Below are 17,532 nucleotides of genomic sequence, written 5' to 3'. Positions count from 1 at the left end.
GGCCGTCACCGCCTGCGGCGGCGGAGGGGGGACCGCCGGAGCGCAGGAAGGTTTCAGACAGGCGCCACAGACCGGCGGGCCACTGACGGTGTGGGTGGACTCGACTCGGCTGGCGGCCGCCCAGCTGTACCAGAAGCACCATCCCGCGGTGAAGATGAACATCGTCACCTATGACGGGGACGCCAACGGTTCGAACTACCTCCAGACCAAGGTGAGCCTGTTCAACCGGACCCGCAAGGGATGGCCGGACGTCGTCTTCAGCTCGCAGAACAACGAGGTCTCCTGGGCGGTGCGGGCGGGCTTCACCGCCCCGCTGAACAAGGGTCTGCTCCCGCAGTCCACTCTGGCCGGTTGGGCCCACGGCGCCAACGACCCGTGCACGGTGAACGGCACGCTCTACTGCCTGCGCAACGACCTGTCCCAGACCGTGCTCTGGTACAACGCCGGCCTCATGAGGAAATGGGGCTACAAGGTCCCGGCGACCTGGGAGGACTACCGGGCACTGGGCGAGAAGGTCGCCGCCGAGCACCCCGGGTACCTGGTCGGTTCCGCCGGCGACAACTTCACCCCGGAGATCTACATGTGGGCCGGCAAGTGCGGCGCCAACCAGATCACCGGTCCCAAAGCGGTGACGGTCAACACGACGAGTCCCAACTGCACGCGGATGGCCTCGCTGCTGGACACCCTGATCAAGAACCGCACGATGTCGACGAGCAGCGTCTTCAGCTCCGACTTCGACAAGAACCAGGCCGGCAAGATCCTCATGCTGCCCGGCCCGTCCTGGTTCGGCGGTTCGCTCTTCCAAGGCACCTTCAAGACCCCCGCCGGCCAGATCGGGGTCGCTCCGATGCCCCAGTGGTCCGGCGACCCGGCCCCCTCCGTCGGCAACGTCGGCGGCGGCACCTGGCTGCTGTCGGCGCACAGCGCCCATCTGAAGGCCGGCACGGACTTCCTCACCTGGGCGACCACCTCGAACGACTACCAGGGCAAGGTCGCACCCGGCTACCCGGCGTACACCGCCGCGGCCCAGGCCTGGCTGGCGAACCAGGCCTCCTCCCACTACTACGTGGGCGACATCGCCGGGCCGCTCCAGGCGGCGGCCGGGCAGGTGTGGTCCGGCTGGGGGTACGGCCAGTTCAGCCAGGAGGCGATCTGGGCGGCCACCGTCACAACGGGCGTGACCAGGGGCAGGTCGATCGTCTCGCTGCTCCCCGCATGGCAGACCGCGATCGCGAACTACGCGCGGTCCGACGGATACAAGGTCGGCCGGTGAGCGGGCGGAGCGACGGCCGGGCACGACGGGTGTCGTGGCCCGGCCGGGCCGGTCACGGTTTCGTCGCCCCGTACGTCGTGCTGCTGATCGCGTTCGGACTCGTGCCCACGGTCTACGCCATCTACTTCGCCTTCACCGACGCGAGCGAGCGCTTCGCCGGGCTGTCGAACTTCACCACCGCGGCGGCCGACTTCCGCTTCCTGCCGGCCATCGGCCACGTGGCGCTCTACCTGCTCGTCTGGCTGGTCTCGCTGGTGGTCCTGGTCGTCGGGCTCGCGCTCCTGCTGCACGGCGTGACCGCCCGCGCGGCCGACAGGACCCTGCGCTTCCTCTACTACATCCCCGGAGCGCTGGCCGGAGCGGCGAGCGCGATGGTCTGGCTGTTCATGCTCGACCCGACGGTGAGCCCGGTGGGGTTCCTGCTGCGCGCCCTGGGCTTCGACACCTTCGGCCAGGTCATCGCCCCCGGGCACCTGCCGATGCTGCTGGCCGTCATCGCGTTCTGGACGGGCGCGGGCGGCTGGATCGTGGTGATGTACGGCGCGCTGAACAACATCTCCCCGGACCTGCTGGAGGCGGCCCGGATCGACGGGGCCGGGCCCTGGCGGATCGCGCGGCACATCCAGCTTCCGCTCCTGCGCAAATGGATCGTCTACATGGTCATCCTGTCGTTCGCCGCGGGCACCCAGCTGTTCGTCGAGCCGCAGTTGCTGTCGCAGGCGAGCAATGGCGTGGCCGGCCGGGACTATTCGCTCAACCAGCTCTCGTACGACTTCGCCTTCCAGAACGACAACGTCGGCTCCGCAGCGGCCATCTCGGTCGAGCTACTGCTCGTCGGGCTCGTCGTCGCCGGCCTGTTCGTCGCCAGATCGGGGTTCTTCGATGCCGACTGACACCCGGCGGCCCGCCGGGGCCGCCCATGCCGGCACGGCCGTGGGATCGACTGCCCGCAGGGCCGGGCGGCCGAACCGCGCCCCACGCCGCAGGCCGCCGAACCCTCTTCGCGCCATGGTGCTCGCGGCGTTCCTGCTGTTCTTCGTGGTCCCGGTCCTGTGGCTCCTGCTGGCGGCCACCAAGACCGACGAACAGCTCGTCCACGGCGACCCGCTCTCGTTCGGGTCCTGGTCCGCGCTGCGGCACAACTGGGACGCGCTGACGTCGTACCAGGGCGACGCGATCCTTCTGTGGCTGCGCAACTCCGCGCTCTACTCGTTCCTCGCACTCGCGATCACACTGGGCGTGACGATCCCCGCCGGATACGCGCTCGCGATGACCGAGTTCCACGGCCGCCGCACGCTCCTGGTGGCGACCCTCGTCGTCATGCTCATGCCGAACGCGACGCTCGTGGTGCCGTTGTTCCTGGAGGTCAACGCCGTCCATCTGGTCGGCTCGATGTGGTCGATCATCCTGCCGTACTCGTTCTATCCGTTCGGCGTATACCTCACCTACATCTACTTCAGCACCGCGATGCCCAGGGAACTGCTGGCCGCCGCGAAACTCGACGGCTGCTCGGAGTTCGGAGCCTTCCGCCGTATCGCCCTGCCCCTCGCCGCGCCGGTCGTCGCGCTGGTCGGGTTCTTCAGCTTCGTGACCAACTGGACGAACTACTTCCTTCCGTACGTTCTGCTGCCCGAGAGCGACCAGTTCCCGGTCCAGGTGGGCCTGGGCACGTTGCTGAACAACGTTCCCCAGTTCAATCCGACCGTCGGCTCGCTCGAGGTTCAGCGCCCCGAACTGGCGCTGGCCACGCTGCTGGCGATCACTCCCGTACTCGTCGTCTTCCTCTTCTCCCAGCGCTTCCTGGTCTCCGGAATGCTCGCCGGCGCGACCAGGGGCTGATCTCAGATCGCGCCGCGGGCAAGACCCGTGTCTTCCGCCGTACGGCGGCACACACCCAGGTGCCCCGCTGACCGCGGGCGCGACCGCGCCCTGAAATGGAGAACTCCCGGATGCACCCCGTCATCACGGCCTCGGTGCCGCTGCTCGAACCACCGGGCTGGGCGATAGCGCAACGCCGGCTGTTCGAGTTGCTCGACTATGCCTGGCGCCGGTTCGAACGCGACTTCACCGGCCCGGACGGACGCCTGCTCTACCACGGCCGGCTCACCTCACGCGACGGCGTGGACGACTTCTACGAGGCCTTCTTCAACTGGCCCCAGCTCTACCTCCTCGGCGGGGCCGACGACCTGCTCGCCGCGTCCGAACGGCACTGGGAGGGAGTCACCCGGCAGCTGACCGAACTGGGCATGCTGCGGGACGAGTACGAGCGCGGTTACGACTGGTTCCATCAAGGCGAGAGCCTCCTGCTGTTCTACTTCCTGTGCATGGCCGCCCCCGAGCGCTGGACCGAGCGGGCGCTGCGGTTCGCGGACCTGTACGTCGATCCCGCGCACGGCAACTACGACCCCGAGCACCGCGTCATCCGCCGACCGCACAACGGCGCCGACCCACGGCGGGAAGGGCTCTTCGACGGTGACGCCTATCCCTGGCTGTCCGAAGAGGCGCGGATGTATGGCTTCCCGCTGGAATGGGTGCTGCCGGCCGATGCGGAGCCGGAGCAATCGGACCGCGACCCGCGGCTCGGCGAGGAGATGCGCCGCAGGATGGGCACCGGAGACACCGCGGTCAACCTGGCCGCCTCGGGCCTCGTCCTCAACGCCCTGATCCTCTCCGGCGAGCCGCGCTACCGCGACTGGATCGCCGAGTACGTCGGCGCGTGGCGCGAGCGGGCCGCCGCCAACGACGGCGTCCTGCCCGACAACGTCGCCCCGGACGGCACGGTCGGCGGCCTGCTGGAAGGCCGCTGGTACGGCGGCCACTACGGCTGGTCCTGGCCGCACGGCTGGTACAGCGTCGGGCACGCCGCGATCGTCGGCGCCCTCGCCGCGGCCGCCGCCACCGGCGACGATTCCCATCTCGACCTCGTACGTCCGGCGCTGGACGAGATCATCGCCCACGGCAAGGTGATGGCCTTCACCGAGGCCGACTCCAGCCTGGGGTCCAAGTGGACCGTCCAGCTCGAAGACGACGTCCACACGCCGACCCTGCACGTGCCGTTCCGGTACGGCGACCGCGGCTGGTTCGACTACAACCCCATGCTGATGGCGGTGCCCACCGCGCTTTGGCACCATTCCGCCTCTCGCGCCGACCGGGACCGCATCGAGCGCCTGCGCGCGGCCGCCGGTTACGACTGGTGCACGGTACGCGCCTTCCGCAGCAAGGAGGAGGCCGGGCACGAGGAACCGTGGTTCGCCTTCCTCGCCGGCGACGACCCCGGATACCCGGAGCGGATCCTCGCGGCCGCACAGGCCCAGGTGCGGCATCGGCTGGCACGCATGGAGCGCTACCGCGGCATGGACGTGCCCGAAGCCGACATTCACGTGTGGCAGCAGTCGAACCCGGTGGTCACCGAGGCCCTGGTCCAGCTGACCTGGGGCGGCCCGCAGGTCGTCTACAACGGCGGCCTGCAGCAGGCGCGGGTGCGCTACTACGACGCCGACGCGCGGCGCCCGGGCCTGCCCATCTCGGTGGCTGCGCTCGTGTCCCGCATCGACCCGGAGGCGACCGTCGTCGACCTGGTGAACCTCGACCCGCGGTCGGCGCGCCGCGTCATCGTGCAGGCCGGGGCGTTCGCGGAGCACACCATCGGCACGGTGCGCCACACGGTCTGCGACGACCCGTCCTGGATCGGTGACATGTACGACTACGGGCACGGCCGGCCGGCGGTGACGTCGGCAGAGACACGCGTCGACGGTCCCTGGCTGCTCGTGGTGCTGCCCCCGTCGACCCGGATCCGACTGACGCTGGGACTCGACCTGCGCACGCGCCCGCCGTCCTATCGGACGCCGTTCGACGCGCAGTCGTCCGGGGAGCCGTCATGACGAGACGACCGCCCGCCGTACCGCCTCCTCCCTTCACAAGGAACACGAAAGGACCCGTAGTGACGCGCTCAGCCCTGTTCGTCCCGACGCGGCCCGCCCGCCCCGAGGACGAGAACTGCCCGCACGCGGCCTCGCCCCGCGAAGGGGAACCCGCATGAACGCTCGACGCGTCGCCTACGCCGGGGCACGGCGGCTGGCGATCGAGACCGCCGGACTCACGCCACCGCCGCCGGGGCACGTCCGTGTCGACGTCGCCTACACCGGAATCTGCGGTACGGACCTGCATATCTTCCACGGTGACATGGACGGCAGGGTGGACCCGCCGTGTGTCATCGGCCACGAGATGTCCGGCCGGATCGCACAGGTCGGCTCCGGTCTCCGCGACTGGCGGCCGGGCGACCACGTCACCGTCATGCCGCTGGTTCCCTGCCGGACCTGCCCGGCGTGCCGGGCGGGCCACGCGCACATCTGTCACCGTCTGGTCTTCCTCGGAATCGACGCGGCCGGATCCATGCAGAACAGTTGGACGGTCCCCGCGGCCGCACTGGTCCGGCTCCCTCAGGACCTGGCCCTGGACCAGGCCGCTCTCGTCGAACCCACCGCCGTGGCCGTGCACGACGTACGGCGCGCGGAGTTGCGGCCGGGGGAGAAGACGATCGTGGTCGGCGGCGGTCCGATCGGGCTGCTCATCGCGATCGTCGCCCGCCGGTCCGGTGCCGACGTGTTGCTGGTGGAACCCGACCCGTACCGCCGCTCCGTGGCCGAAGGGCTGGGGCTGACCGTCGCCGACCCGAGCGGAGCGGGCCTCACCGAGATCGTCGAACGGTGGACCGGCGGGGCGGGCGCCGCGGTGGCGTTCGAGGTCTCCGGTGCGGCGGCCGCCGTCGCAACCGCCGTCGACTCACTGGCCACCCGCGGCCGGATGGTCCAGGTCGCCATTCACCCCGTCGCGCGCGAGATCAGCCTGCACCGCTTCTTCTGGCGCGAGCTGACCCTGCTGGGCGCCCGCCTGTACGACCGGGCCGACTTCGAGACGGCCGTGGGCCTCATCGCGGAGGGCGAGATCCCCGCCCGGACGCTGATCTCGCGGATCGAACCCCTCGACCGTGCCGCACAGGCCTTCGCGGCGCTCGAATCGGGAGCGGGCGTCATGAAGGTCCTGGTCGACTGCAGGGCGAACGGCAAGGCGGACGCCCGATGACCCGACCCGGCCCGCAGGCCTTCGACCTGAGCGGGAAACTCGCGGTGGTCACCGGCGCGCGCCGGGGGATCGGCCTCGCCATCGCCGAGGCGCTGGCCGCCGCCGGGGCCGACATCGTCGCGGTCAGCGCGCACCTGGAGCGCTCCGGAAGCGACGTGGCGGCCCGGGTCACCGCGCTCGGCCGCGGGTGCCTGGCGCTGAGCGCCGACTTCGCCGACCGTACGGCCGTCGCCGACCTGGCCGCCCGGCTCGCGGAACTCGACCGCCCGGTGGATGTCCTGGTCAACAACGCGGGCACGATCGTCCGCGCTCCCGCCGCGCGGCACTCCGACGCCGACTGGGATCACGTCATCGCCGTGGACCTCAGCAGCCAGTTCACGCTCACCCGCGAGGTCGGCCGCCGGATGCTGGAACGCGGACAGGGCAAGATCGTGTTCACCGCGTCGCTGCTCAGCTTCCAAGGAGGGATCTCCGTACCCGGATACGCTGCCGCGAAGTCGGGGATCGCGGGCCTGACCCGTGCGCTCGCGAACGAGTGGGCCGGGCGCGGAGTGAACGTCAACGCGATCGTGCCCGGCTATGTCGAGACCGACAACACTCGCGCGCTGCGGGAGGACCCGGCCCGCCACGCGGCGATCCTCGACCGGATTCCGGCCGGGCGCTGGGGACGGCCCGAGGACTTCGGCGGCGTCGCCGTGTTCCTCGCCTCGGCCGCCTCCGACTATGTGCACGGCGCGCTGATCCCGGTCGACGGCGGCTGGCTGGGCCGGTGAGCGGGCCGACGCCGTACACCCCTCGATGAGGGGCCTTGAAACGGCGTTTCCTTTCAGCGGTGGACGGGGACGCGCCGGCGAGACGTCGGCATGGTGGGCTTGGGCGGGCGCCGACGGGAGCTGCTCCGCGGAGGCGCCCCTCCCGGGCGGGAACCTGGTCGACTCGACACCGTCGGTTCCTTCCCAGGAGGGGCACCGGGCTCACCTACACGCCGGCGGCCACCATCGCGCGATCACCGTGGATCACGCAGGCTAGCGCTGCAGCGTCAGCAGACCCGGACGCCACGGCAGTTGGTCGTAGGGGCCGCTGGCGCTGGGGGACTTGCCCTGGTAGAGGAACTGCAGGTTGCAGGGATCGATGGTCATGGTCTGGTCGGGGTTGCTGCGGACCAGGTCACCATGGCTGATGTCGTTGGTCCAGGTGGCCCCGCTGTTGGCCTTGCCCGCGAACGGATTGCTTTCGCTGCCGGCCTGCGGAGTCCACGAACCGCTCAGGCTGGAGGCCGTGAACGAGCGGAAGTACCGCCCATTCGCCCCCATCGCCTCAACGATCATCAGGTACTGGTTCTGGCCCTGGACCTTGTAGACCTGGACCGCCTCGAACAGGTTGGCCGTCGAGTCGCTCATCACCGTCGTGTACGACGAGCCGAAGCTACCCGGGAAGTTCCCGATCGGCATGCTCGCCCGGTAGATCTTGCCGTTGTCGCCGGCGAAGAACAGGTACATGTTCGAACCGTCACCGATCAGCGTCTGGTCGATCGGGCCGGTGCCGGAGCCGGAGATGCTACCGGTGAACAGCGCCTGAGGCGAGGACCAGCCGTTGGGGTTGGTGGGGTCGCTCGACGTCCGGTAGATGAAGGGCCACGCGCCCCACTGGTACGCCAGCACCCAGATGTTCTTGGGCGCGAAGTAGAACAGCGTAGGCGCCACCGTGGCCTGACTCATCCCGATCTGGCCGGCCGAAGCCATGTCAGACCAGTTCGTGAAGGGACTGAACGCCATCGAACCGTACGACGATCCGGACACGTTCGACGCGTACACCAAGTGCTTGCCGTTGTAGACGACGTTGGTGAAGTCCTTGAGCGAGACCCACCCGTTCTGCGGCGTCGCCAACGCACCCGTCGACGTCCAGCGGTACGTCGACGGAAGAGAGCACGTGCCGCCGGTCGGGGTCGGGGTCGGGGTCGGAGTCGTGCCCGACAGGCCGGTCCACTTCTGATTCGAACCGCCGTTGCACGTCCAGAGATCCACCGCGGTGCCGTTGGCCGTACCGGCGCCCGTGACGTCCAGGCACAACCCCGACTCCACGCCGACCACCGTGCCGTCGGAGTTCACCCGCCACTGCTGGTTGCTGCCACCGTTGCAGGTCCAGATCTGCACCCGGGTACCGGCAGCGGTCGCGTGGTTCGGCACATCCAGGCACTTGCCGCCGTACACGGTCAGTTGGCCACTGGAGGTCGACGTCCACTGCTGGTTCGCGCCGCCCCAGCAGTCATAGATCTGCAGGGATGTACCGTCGGTCTGGCTTTGGCCGGACACATCCAGACACCGGCCGGAACCGACGCCGCGCAGGGCACCGGTGACGTCGGCCCGAGCCGGGTCGGCCACCAGGGTGAGCGCGAGGACGACCGCGCCCGCGGCCACCATGACCAGCGCCGCCGTCAGCGCGCGGCGCCCCTGCCCGATATGTGTTCTGTACATGGCTACCTCCTCCCAGGCCGGTTACGGGAACACTTCTGGTTGCCGGCGCTGTTGCGAGTCCGGATCTCCACTGGGGCCGTGACGGCGATGGAGCCGGCGGTCAGGACTTTCGGCCGGATGGTGCGGGGTGGATGTCTCATACCGATCCTTGCGTGAGACGGTGCGGGACGAATGAGGCGGGCAACGGGTTCACCGTCAATCGGAGGACACCGTTGGGGCACGGGTGAGGAGTGGATGACCGAGACCCGCCACAGATGTGTTACCGGTAACATGGGCCATCGCCTTACGTCTGTGCCAACGGTTGTCAATTGGGTGGTGACCGGCTGACCGGTCCTTGGCGGGAGTGGACTTTGACAGTGTCGGAGACGCGCCGAAGGAGGCCGCGGTGATGACGCCCTGGCGAAGGCCGCCGACGACCGCGTCGCCGTTGCCGCCACCGGTACCCGCGCTGATCGAAGCGCCGGATGCGCCATCAGGCGCGGTAGGCGGAATGTCATCGCTGTCGATCCGGGCGGTCGATCGAGATCCTTTCTTCAGTGGGTCGGTCGAAGGTGGTGTGGGGCGGAGCAAATATGAGCCGGGGAGATGTGTCAAGGGCCCCGATGTGCATCCTGAGAGCGTGACGGTGCTGAGTGTGGCTCATCTGGCGTTATCTGCGAAGCTGCGCCTGGCCGGTGAAGCGCCGTGATGAAAGCTTTCATGGCGATCCGCGCTCAGGAGGAGAGCGTCGAAAGGTTTCGGTAGCGCACTTGCCCACTGGAAGAGGTGGGTGCCGAGGGGTGGGTCGTGATAGGCATTCGAAATCTTTTCGAAAGCCTTGACATGTTTTCCGGGCGTTACTCACACTGAGTCCCCGATACGGTCGGGCCTGCCAGGCGTGGCAGCGCCCACAACTGGCGACGCCTTGGTGGTGTGCGTTCCCGGCGAAGGGACGCGGCGTCGAATCCGCGGGGGCGTCCCCGCGTTTCCGACCTTTCCCATGCTCAGTTATGGAGGCTCAGGAGTGAGCGCCAAAGAAACACCCTCGCCCGGAACCCGGCAACCCGTCCGCCGCTTCCGCCGGGCCCTGGTCGCCCTCGCCCTCGGCGTCGTCGGGACGACGACCGTCGCGCTGGCGGTGGCGGTTCCTTCGAATGCCGCGGCGAGTACGCTCGGCGCGGCTGCCGCGCAGAGCGGGCGGTACTTCGGCACCGCCATAGCCGCCGGCAGGCTCGGCGACTCGGCGTACACCACGATCGCGGGCCGGGAGTTCACCATGGTGACCCCCGAGAACGAGATGAAGATCGACGCCACCGAGCCCCAGCAGGGCCAGTTCAACTTCAGCGCCGGCGACCAGGTCTACAACTGGGCGGTACAGCACGGAATGCGGGTCCGCGGTCATACCTTGGCCTGGCACTCCCAGCAGCCCGGCTGGATGCAGAGCCTCAGCGGCAGCGCGCTGCGCCAAGCGATGATCAACCACATCAACGGCGTGATGGCCCACTACAAAGGCGAACTCGCCTACTGGGACGTGGTGAACGAGGCCTTCGCCGATGACGGGTCCGGGGGCCGACGCGATTCCAACCTTCAGCGCACCGGCAACGACTGGATCGAGGTCGCCTTCCGCACCGCGCGGGCGGCCGATCCGAGCGTCAAGCTCTGCTATAACGACTACAACATCGAGAACTGGAACGCCGCCAAAACCCAGGGCGTCTACAACATGGTCAAGGACTTCAAGTCCCGCGGCGTCCCGATCGACTGCGTCGGCTTCCAGTCCCACTTCAACAGCGGCGACCCCTACAACAGCAACTTCCGCACCACCCTGCAGAACTTCGCCGCCCTGGGCGTCGATGTGGCCCTTACCGAGTTGGACATTCAGGGCGCCTCGGCCACGACCTATGCCAACGTGACCAACGACTGCCTGGCCGTCTCGCGCTGCGTCGGCATGACGGTCTGGGGCGTACGGGACAGCGACTCCTGGCGGTCCGGCGACACCCCGCTCCTCTTCGACGGCAACGGCAACAAGAAAGCCGCCTACACCTCTGTCCTGAACGCCCTCAACGCCGGATCATCCTCCACTCCGACTCCGACTCCGACTGTCACGCCGCCCGGTGGCGGCGGACAGATCAAGGGCGTCGCCTCCGGCCGCTGCCTGGATGTGCCCAACGCGAGCACGACCGACGGCGTTCAGGTGCAGCTGTGGGACTGCAATGGCAACGGCAACCAGCAGTGGACCTACACCTCCGCCAACGAGTTCAAGGTCTACGGCAACAAGTGCCTGGACGCCGCCGGCACCGGCAACGGCGTCAAGGTACAGATCTACTCCTGCTGGGGCGGCGACAACCAGAAATGGCGCGTCAACTCCGACGGAACCATTGTCGGCGTCCAATCCGGACTGTGCCTCGACGCCTCCGGCCAGGGCACCGGCAACGGCACCCAGCTCCAGCTGTACTCCTGCTGGGGCGGCGACAACCAGAAATGGACCTGGGACGGCGGCGCCAGTTAAGTTCCCGCGGTGCGTTGATGTCTCATGACTTCGCGGGCATGGCTCGGTGCGGATCGCGCGATCCGCACCGAGCCGGAAGGCCCTCACCATCACAAGACCATCTATCCCGCGTCGCCGTCACGGACCTCCATGGTCAGTACACCTAGTGCTCTGACCGGGAAGGTTCGCCGGGGCAGCCTTCGTCAGTCTTGGCGCTAGCCGTGCATTCTCCTTCTGAGCGGTGGTAGCAGGCCCGAAAAACGGATTGCCTTGGGGACGGCGCTCACGTTGGCTGGGCAGCATGGCTGAACTGCGTACCGATCGCCTCGTGCTCCGTCGATGGCAAGATTCCGACCTTGAACCGTGGGCGGCAATGAATGCTGATCCTGAGGTCCGGGAGCACTTGGGCGACCTGCTCACCCGTGAACAGAGCGATGCCTCCGTGGCGCGGTTCCAGGCTGAGTTCGACCAGCGAGGCTACGGATGGTGGGTAGTTCAATTGCAGGCCACGGGCGAGTTCATCGGCTTCGCGGGCTTGGACCAGGTGGATGATGGCATGCCGTTCACGGGGGTAGAGATCGGTTGGAGGCTCGCTCGCTCGGCCTGGGGCCGGGGTTACGCCACTGAGGCCGCCTTGGCTGGATTGGCCTTCGGCTTCGAAACGCTTGAACTCCCCGAGATCCTTGCAGTGACTACTGCCACCAACCTCCGTTCCCGAGCAGTGATGCGCCGGATCGGCATGACCCGAGACCCGGCCGACGATTTCGACGACCCCACCGCGCCTGAAGGGCCACTGCGTCCGAACGTGTTGTACCGAATAGCGCGTGGTGTGAGGGTCTGACGCTCTCGGCTCGGTCGCTTGGTCAGGCCGCGGCGGCGAGCGGGCGTCCGCCCTAGCGAGTGCCCTTCTCGCTGCGGATGCGGGGGCGTTCGCGACGCTCATCATCGCGCGCCGGTACCGCACCGAACTGGTGCTGCCACGACGCACGATCTGCTGCAGCTTCTGACCCTCCTGGTCGGTCAACCTGCGCACACGGACAGGCTCAGCCACCACACCCCCGACGGTCGGATCGGGCGCCTCCGGACATCCAATCGTTGGAACCGCCGACCCGGCGAACCTTCCCGGTCAGAGCACTAGCGGGCCGTGAGGGTCCAGAGGTGATCTGCGGTGCCGTTGTCCTCCCACTGGATGACCTGGGCGCCGGGGGCAGTGCTCATGTTCGTCACGCCGAGCAGGAGACCGCTGTGGTGATTGGTGATCTTGTAGTGGCCGTTCCCATCGGCGGTGAACTGCCACAGGTGGTCGGCGGTGCCGTTGTCGCTCCAGATCAGAGCGGTCCCGCCGTCGCTCTTGCTCATGTTCGTGATGCCGAGGAACAGCCCGCTGGCCTTGTTGACGATCTTGTAGAGGCCGGAGCCGGCATCAACGAGGGTCCAGGTCTGGGTGCTGCTGGACGAGGAAGCGGCCTGGTCGACCAGAGTTCCCTGGGCGGTGCCGGAGCCTTGGGTGTCCAGGGCCAGGCCGCTGTTCGCATTCTTGATCTGGTAGGTGCCGGCCAGTGAGGATGATCCTCCGCTGCCCGGAGTGACCACCAGGTGGTACCCGTAGTTGGCGTTCATCCCCGAGATGGGCACGGTGATGGAGCCGTTGGTCACGGCGTAGTTCGACTCGGCCAGCGTGCTGGGCCCCGAAACCGCCACCGTGCGGCCGGGGGAGGGGGCGTACTCCACCTTCACGTGGACGGTGCTTCCGAAGGCGCCGAGTCCGTTGATGGTCACGGCGCAGTCCCCGGAGCCGTGACCGACGATGACGCTGAGCTGGTTGCCGGCGCTGTTGACCGCCGCCGCGCCGTCGATTCCGGTCTGTGCGGGTGGGGTGGTGACGACCATCTGGCCGTTCATGTCGGCGTACCACTTGTAGAGCCAATAGGCGCCGTTGGGCGAGCCGCCCTGGCCGGTGAGCAGATCGCCGAGCGCGCCGGACTGGTTCCAGAACGCGAGTTCGGCGTCGTGGACGCCCAGTCGCTCGAACTTGGCGATGTAGCCGACCAGCGGACCGGGGATGCCGACCTCGGACGGGGCGGCGTACTCCTCGATGGCGATGGGGCGGGGGCTGATTCCGAGGTTCTTCTCGATGGCGGTGACGTTGGCGACGTCACCGGCGATCTTGGCGGAGTTCGACAGCTCATGCCAGGCCAGGATGTCGGGGACGGTGTTGGTCGCGACCGCGTTCTGCAGGAAGTTCTGCATGTCGCTGATGTTGTCCGAGAAGCTCGGGCCCTGGATCGGGGTCGTCGCGTCCTTGGACCGCACTTCGCGGTAGGTCCTGGTCCAGAAGTCCTCGAAGGTGCCGTTGGAGGACGACCAGGTGCCGTCGGCCTCGTTCCACAGCGCGTACGCGGCCAGGTTCGTGATCCCGGACGCCTTGACCTGCGCGATCTGCTGATCGACGAGGCTGAACCAGTTGTTCCAGCTGAACTGGTACGGCCAGCCGGCGTAGATGTCGGAGAGCCGGTCCACGACCTTCGCGCCCGCTCGGGCCGCCTCCGGCGCCACGGTCAGGACGTCACCCGTGGGTTGCTGCTTGCCGCCCTGAGGCTTCTGTACGAAGGTGTTCGGCTTGATGGGCTGGACCAGGTTGTCAGCCGGCGTCGTCGCGTTCGCCAGGCCGTACAGCGAGCCGGTCGCCACATGCGTCACCGGACGCAGGACCTGGTTCGCGTTGACCACCAGGGTGGTGGCGGCGTGCGCGGGTGTGGTGGTGAGGGCGGCACCGATCGCGGCGAGTGTCAGCGAGGTGAGGAAGGCAGCGGCTTTTCCGCCTCTGGTTCTGGTTGTGTTCACTGCGGCTCTCTTGATGAGTAGGGAGCAAAGGGCTGTGGCCGATGATGCGGATTCGGACGGCGTGTGAGTCGCTAACCCACGGTCCATCGCTGGTTGGAGCCCCCGTTGCAGGGCCATAGCTCGACCGGCGTTCCGTTGGCGGTGCCGGCACCGGTCACGTCGAGGCACAGCCCGGACTGGACGCCGGTGATGGTGCCGTTGGAGTTGATCCGCCATTGCTGGTTGGCTCCGCCGTTGCAGTCCCAGATCTCGACCTTGGTGCCGGCCGTCGTCTGGTTGTCATAGGCGTCGAGGCACTTGACGCCGTTGTAGATGGTGAGACGGCCGCCCGAGGAGGCCCAGATCTGGCCCGTGCCGCCGTTACAGTCGAAGATCTGTAGCTGGGTGCCGTTGGTCTGGGTCGCGTTGGGCACGTCAAGGCACTTGCCCGCGCCGACGGCGTGGATCTCGCCGGCCGGCCCGCCGCCGGTGGTCCCGCCGGTGACCCGATACATGACGGCGCCGTGTGCCGGGACGGAGGCGCTGATGGTGCCGCTGGTCGTGGACGTGGCACCGGTCCACAGGTCGGTCAGCGTGTAGCCGGAGGATCCGGTCTTGCCGATGGCGGATGCGGTGGTGGAGATCGTGGCGGTCGATCCGGTCTCGTTGAACAGGACGACGGAAACGTCACCGTTGGCGAGGGGCTTGGCCAGCACATCGTGGCCGTTGGAGGAGGACACCTGGGTGCCCTGCTTGCCGAGCGAGTCCTGGTCGACCGCGATCACTGCCTTGTTGGTCAGGACGGACAGGGTGGAGGAGCCGGGGTTGACGAGGTTGCCTCCCTCGATCAGCGGTGCCGCCATCTCGGCCCACAGGCTGAACTCCGCCTGGTTCTCGGTCGCGGTCATGCCGTTGCCGATCTCGAGCATGTCCGGGTCGTTCCACGCGCCGGGGCCCGCGTGGTCGGCGAGCCCGACGTTGACGTGGAAGTTGTTCAGCATGCTGGTGAAGTTCGGCTGGATGTCGACTGTGGTGCGCCACAGGTTCGCCACCGGGCCTGCCCAGTTCCACGGCTGCACGCTGGAGTCCCAGCCGTTGCACATGCTGAAGGCGATGGAGCGGCCGGTCGAGGAGAGCGCGTCGCGCATTCGCGTGTAGAGGGTCTGGGCGACCTGCTGGTGCGACTGGCCGGAGAAGTCGCCGAACGGGATGTTGCACCAGTCCTCCTTGAGGTAGTCGACCCCCCAGGAGGCGAAAAGCCTGGCGTCCTGCTGCTCGTGTCCGTAGCTGCCGGGGTATCCGGCGCAGGTCGCCGTGCCGGCGTCCTCGTAGATGCCGAGCTTCAGGCCGAGAGAGTGGACGTAGTTCGCGACCGCGGCGATCCCGTCGGGGAACTTCCCCGAGTTCGCGACCAGGTTCCCGGATCCGTCACGGCCGGAGGCCATCCAGCAGTCGTCGATGTTGACGTACTGGTAGCCGGCGGCCTGCATGCCGTTGTCGTGCATCGCCTGCGCCGTCTGCTCGACGAGCTGTTCGCTGACGTTGCAGCCGTAGGCGTTCCAGTCGTTCCAGCCCATCGGCGGTGTCAACGCCAGGCCGTTGCCGAGCGCCGATGCCGGCGGCGCGGACGTGAGCGCGATCACCGGTGTGACGAGCAAGGCGAGCGCGGTGGCCAGGCCGAGCCTGGCCAGGCGGGTCGCCCGGTGTGCCGTCGAGCGCCACCCGGCGCCGGATTCACGATCAGTGGGACGTGTCACGTGTCACCTCATAAGGCGTGCGGGAGTACGGGGCTGTCAGCCGGCGGTACAGGTGAGCGCGGGCACCTCGCCGCCGGATCCGGATCCGGTGAACCCGAAGTCGGTGCTCGCGCCGGCGCCGAGGGCGCCGTTGTAGCCCACGTTGTGGGCGGTGATCGTCGATCCGGAGCTGTTGACGGTCGCGTTCCAGGCCTGGGTGACGCTCTGTCCGCCGGAGTAGTGCCAGGGGACGGTCCACCCGGCGATCGCGCTGCTCCCCGCGGTCACCGTGACCGAGGCCTGGAACCCGCCGGACCACTGGCCGACCACGGTGTACTTGGCGCCGCAGCCGCCGGGCGGGGGAGTGGTGCCTCCGCCGTTTCCTCCACCCGCGTCACCGATGCTGCCGGGTACCGACTTGAGCGCGCTGTACCAGGCCGCGGCCATCTTGTCGTACCCGGTGGCGTTCGGGTGGATGCCGTCGGCCAGGTCCGCGGTGGTCAGCGCGGCGTGCATGTCCACCAGATGCAGGTGCTCGCCGGCGTTGACCTTGCTCTGCACGACGCCGGGGATCGCGGCGTTGAACGTACGGGCGTTCGTCTCCTGTCCGGAGTCGGCGAGCGGGATGATGGTGGCGACGAAGACCTCGGCGGAGGGCACTGCGGCGGTGATGTGGTCGATCAGCGCCGACAGCCGGACGGGGGCGTTCGCCAGGTCGTGGTTCTGGAGGACGTCGTTGGTTCCGATGTGGAGCAGGACGGTGTGCGGCGTGTAGGTGTGCAGCCAGCCGGCGATGTTCGCGTCGATCTGGTCGATGCGCCAGCCGGAGTGTCCCTCGTGGTCGTGGTCTCCGAGGCTCGCCGGCCCGTTGGACAGCGACCCGACGAAGTCGACCCTGTATCCGTCGTTCGCGAAGCGCTGCCACAGCCCGATCCGGTATCCGCCCGGCACCGTGAACCCATCGGTGATCGAGTCGCCGAGCGGCATGACCCGCACACCGCCGTTCGACTCGGCGTAAGCGGAACCGACACCGACAGCGGATAAAGCGCCGGCAACCAGGAGCAGCACGGCAACCGCGCCGGCCCACCGCGGGAAGACTCTGCGCATCGTCCACCTCTCAGCGAAGGAGCGGGGCACCGGCGCGCGGCCCCGGTACCTCGCCGAGGCGATCGCGTCCGGCCCCCGCCCAAGATGTCGAGATATCGAACTAGGTACGGAATGCTGGACACCAGCTCAGGCAGGAGTGTGCGCCGATGCAGTCATATGTCAAGCGAGCCGGCGGTCACGGGTGACAGGGGATCGTTCTGGCGCAAGTCGGGGCGATGGACGGCCGGCGTGACGTCCGCTGGGCTTTCACTCCGCTTTCATCGACCGGGGACGATCCTTCGCCGCCCCACCGTCTGAAGGCATGGCGAAGCGGTGCGAAGCGCCTGAGTGCGTGCTGCATGGCGCCGTCGTCGGCGGTCGGCGCTGATGAGAAGCGGCCCGGCCGAGGGTACGGTTGTCTGCGCGAATATGATTCCTGAGGGTGATGTCCGCTCTTTGAGGGCGGCAAAGCGGTGCTGCTTGGAAACAGGTGAGCTCCGGATCTGGATTGAGGGCCGCGTGTGAGTGACGGTCATCGTTGATCCGTTCCTTCGCTAACGAAGGGCAGGGGGTGTCATCGGTGATCTGGAAAGG

The 17,532-nt window shown here is 68.2% G+C and carries 13 protein-coding genes and 1 pseudogene; 9 read left to right on the top strand and 5 right to left on the bottom strand.

Annotated features, from left to right (window positions below):
• Window positions 1-94 precede the first annotated feature (94 nt).
• The 6 genes from AB0L00_RS33540 to AB0L00_RS33515 all read left to right on the top strand — a co-directional run bounded on the left by AB0L00_RS33540 (window position 95) and on the right by AB0L00_RS33515 (window position 7,128).
• Window positions 95-1,273: an extracellular solute-binding protein gene (locus AB0L00_RS33540; protein ID WP_364441175.1), complete on the top strand. Its 1,179-nt coding sequence runs from the start codon at window positions 95-97 to the stop codon at window positions 1,271-1,273.
• Window positions 1,270-2,166, top strand: a complete 897-nt coding sequence (locus AB0L00_RS33535) for a sugar ABC transporter permease (protein WP_364441174.1) — start codon at window positions 1,270-1,272, stop codon at window positions 2,164-2,166. Before AB0L00_RS33540 ends, AB0L00_RS33535 begins: the two co-directional genes overlap by 4 nt.
• Entirely contained in the window at window positions 2,156-3,112 is a 957-nt protein-coding gene (locus tag AB0L00_RS33530) for a carbohydrate ABC transporter permease (protein WP_364441173.1), read from the top strand. The genes AB0L00_RS33535 and AB0L00_RS33530 overlap by 11 nt, the downstream gene beginning before the upstream one ends.
• Window positions 3,113-3,222: 110 nt before the next feature.
• A complete protein-coding gene (locus AB0L00_RS33525) occupies window positions 3,223-5,154 on the top strand; it encodes a hypothetical protein (RefSeq protein WP_364441171.1) in 1,932 nt (643 codons plus the stop codon).
• A gap of 154 nt (window positions 5,155-5,308) precedes the next feature.
• On the top strand, window positions 5,309-6,355 hold the full coding sequence (locus AB0L00_RS33520; protein WP_345360778.1) for an alcohol dehydrogenase catalytic domain-containing protein: 1,047 nt from the start codon (window positions 5,309-5,311) through the stop codon (window positions 6,353-6,355).
• On the top strand, window positions 6,352-7,128 hold the full coding sequence (locus tag AB0L00_RS33515; protein WP_364441170.1) for an SDR family oxidoreductase: 777 nt from the start codon (window positions 6,352-6,354) through the stop codon (window positions 7,126-7,128). The genes AB0L00_RS33520 and AB0L00_RS33515 overlap by 4 nt, the downstream gene beginning before the upstream one ends.
• Before the next feature lie 252 nt (window positions 7,129-7,380).
• On the opposite strand, the gene AB0L00_RS33510 is transcribed toward AB0L00_RS33515, so the two are convergent.
• Window positions 7,381-8,829: a non-reducing end alpha-L-arabinofuranosidase family hydrolase gene (locus AB0L00_RS33510; RefSeq protein ID WP_364441169.1), complete on the bottom strand. Its 1,449-nt coding sequence runs from the start codon at window positions 8,827-8,829 to the stop codon at window positions 7,381-7,383.
• 385 nt (window positions 8,830-9,214) lie between these two features.
• Between AB0L00_RS33510 and AB0L00_RS33505 the strand changes: the two genes are divergently transcribed.
• From AB0L00_RS33505 to AB0L00_RS33495, 3 genes are all read left to right on the top strand, one after another.
• A complete protein-coding gene (locus AB0L00_RS33505) occupies window positions 9,215-9,517 on the top strand; it encodes a hypothetical protein (protein ID WP_364441168.1) in 303 nt (100 codons plus the stop codon).
• A gap of 315 nt (window positions 9,518-9,832) precedes the next feature.
• Window positions 9,833-11,314 carry an endo-1,4-beta-xylanase gene (locus AB0L00_RS33500; RefSeq protein WP_364441167.1) on the top strand — a complete coding sequence of 494 codons (1,482 nt, stop codon included), beginning with the start codon at window positions 9,833-9,835 and terminating at the stop codon, window positions 11,312-11,314.
• A gap of 280 nt (window positions 11,315-11,594) precedes the next feature.
• Window positions 11,595-12,134 (top strand): GNAT family N-acetyltransferase, encoded by a 540-nt coding sequence (locus tag AB0L00_RS33495; RefSeq protein WP_364441166.1) that lies wholly within the window; start codon window positions 11,595-11,597, stop codon window positions 12,132-12,134.
• A gap of 84 nt (window positions 12,135-12,218) precedes the next feature.
• On the opposite strand, the pseudogene AB0L00_RS33490 reads toward AB0L00_RS33495, so the two are convergent.
• The 4 genes and pseudogenes from AB0L00_RS33490 to AB0L00_RS33475 form a co-directional block, all read right to left on the bottom strand.
• Window positions 12,219-12,344: pseudogene (locus AB0L00_RS33490) on the bottom strand (IS630 family transposase); the annotation flags it as partial.
• An 83-nt stretch (window positions 12,345-12,427) separates the two neighbouring features.
• Entirely contained in the window at window positions 12,428-14,137 is a 1,710-nt protein-coding gene (locus AB0L00_RS33485; RefSeq protein ID WP_364441165.1) for an RICIN domain-containing protein, read from the bottom strand.
• 71 nt (window positions 14,138-14,208) lie between these two features.
• Complete coding sequence (locus AB0L00_RS33480; protein WP_364441164.1) at window positions 14,209-15,873, bottom strand: ricin-type beta-trefoil lectin domain protein; 1,665 nt, start codon at window positions 15,871-15,873, stop codon at window positions 14,209-14,211.
• Window positions 15,874-15,909: 36 nt separating this feature from the next.
• On the bottom strand, window positions 15,910-16,959 hold the full coding sequence (locus AB0L00_RS33475; RefSeq protein WP_364441163.1) for a cellulose binding domain-containing protein: 1,050 nt from the start codon (window positions 16,957-16,959) through the stop codon (window positions 15,910-15,912).
• Window positions 16,960-17,532 lie beyond the last annotated feature (573 nt).

Origin of the sequence: Actinoallomurus sp. NPDC052308, assembly GCF_040679195.1 — a bacterium.
GTDB lineage: Bacteria > Actinomycetota > Actinomycetes > Streptosporangiales > Streptosporangiaceae > Actinoallomurus > Actinoallomurus liliacearum.
Note: the sequence above shows the minus strand (reverse complement) of the source record. Positions and strands in the feature narration are given on the sequence as shown.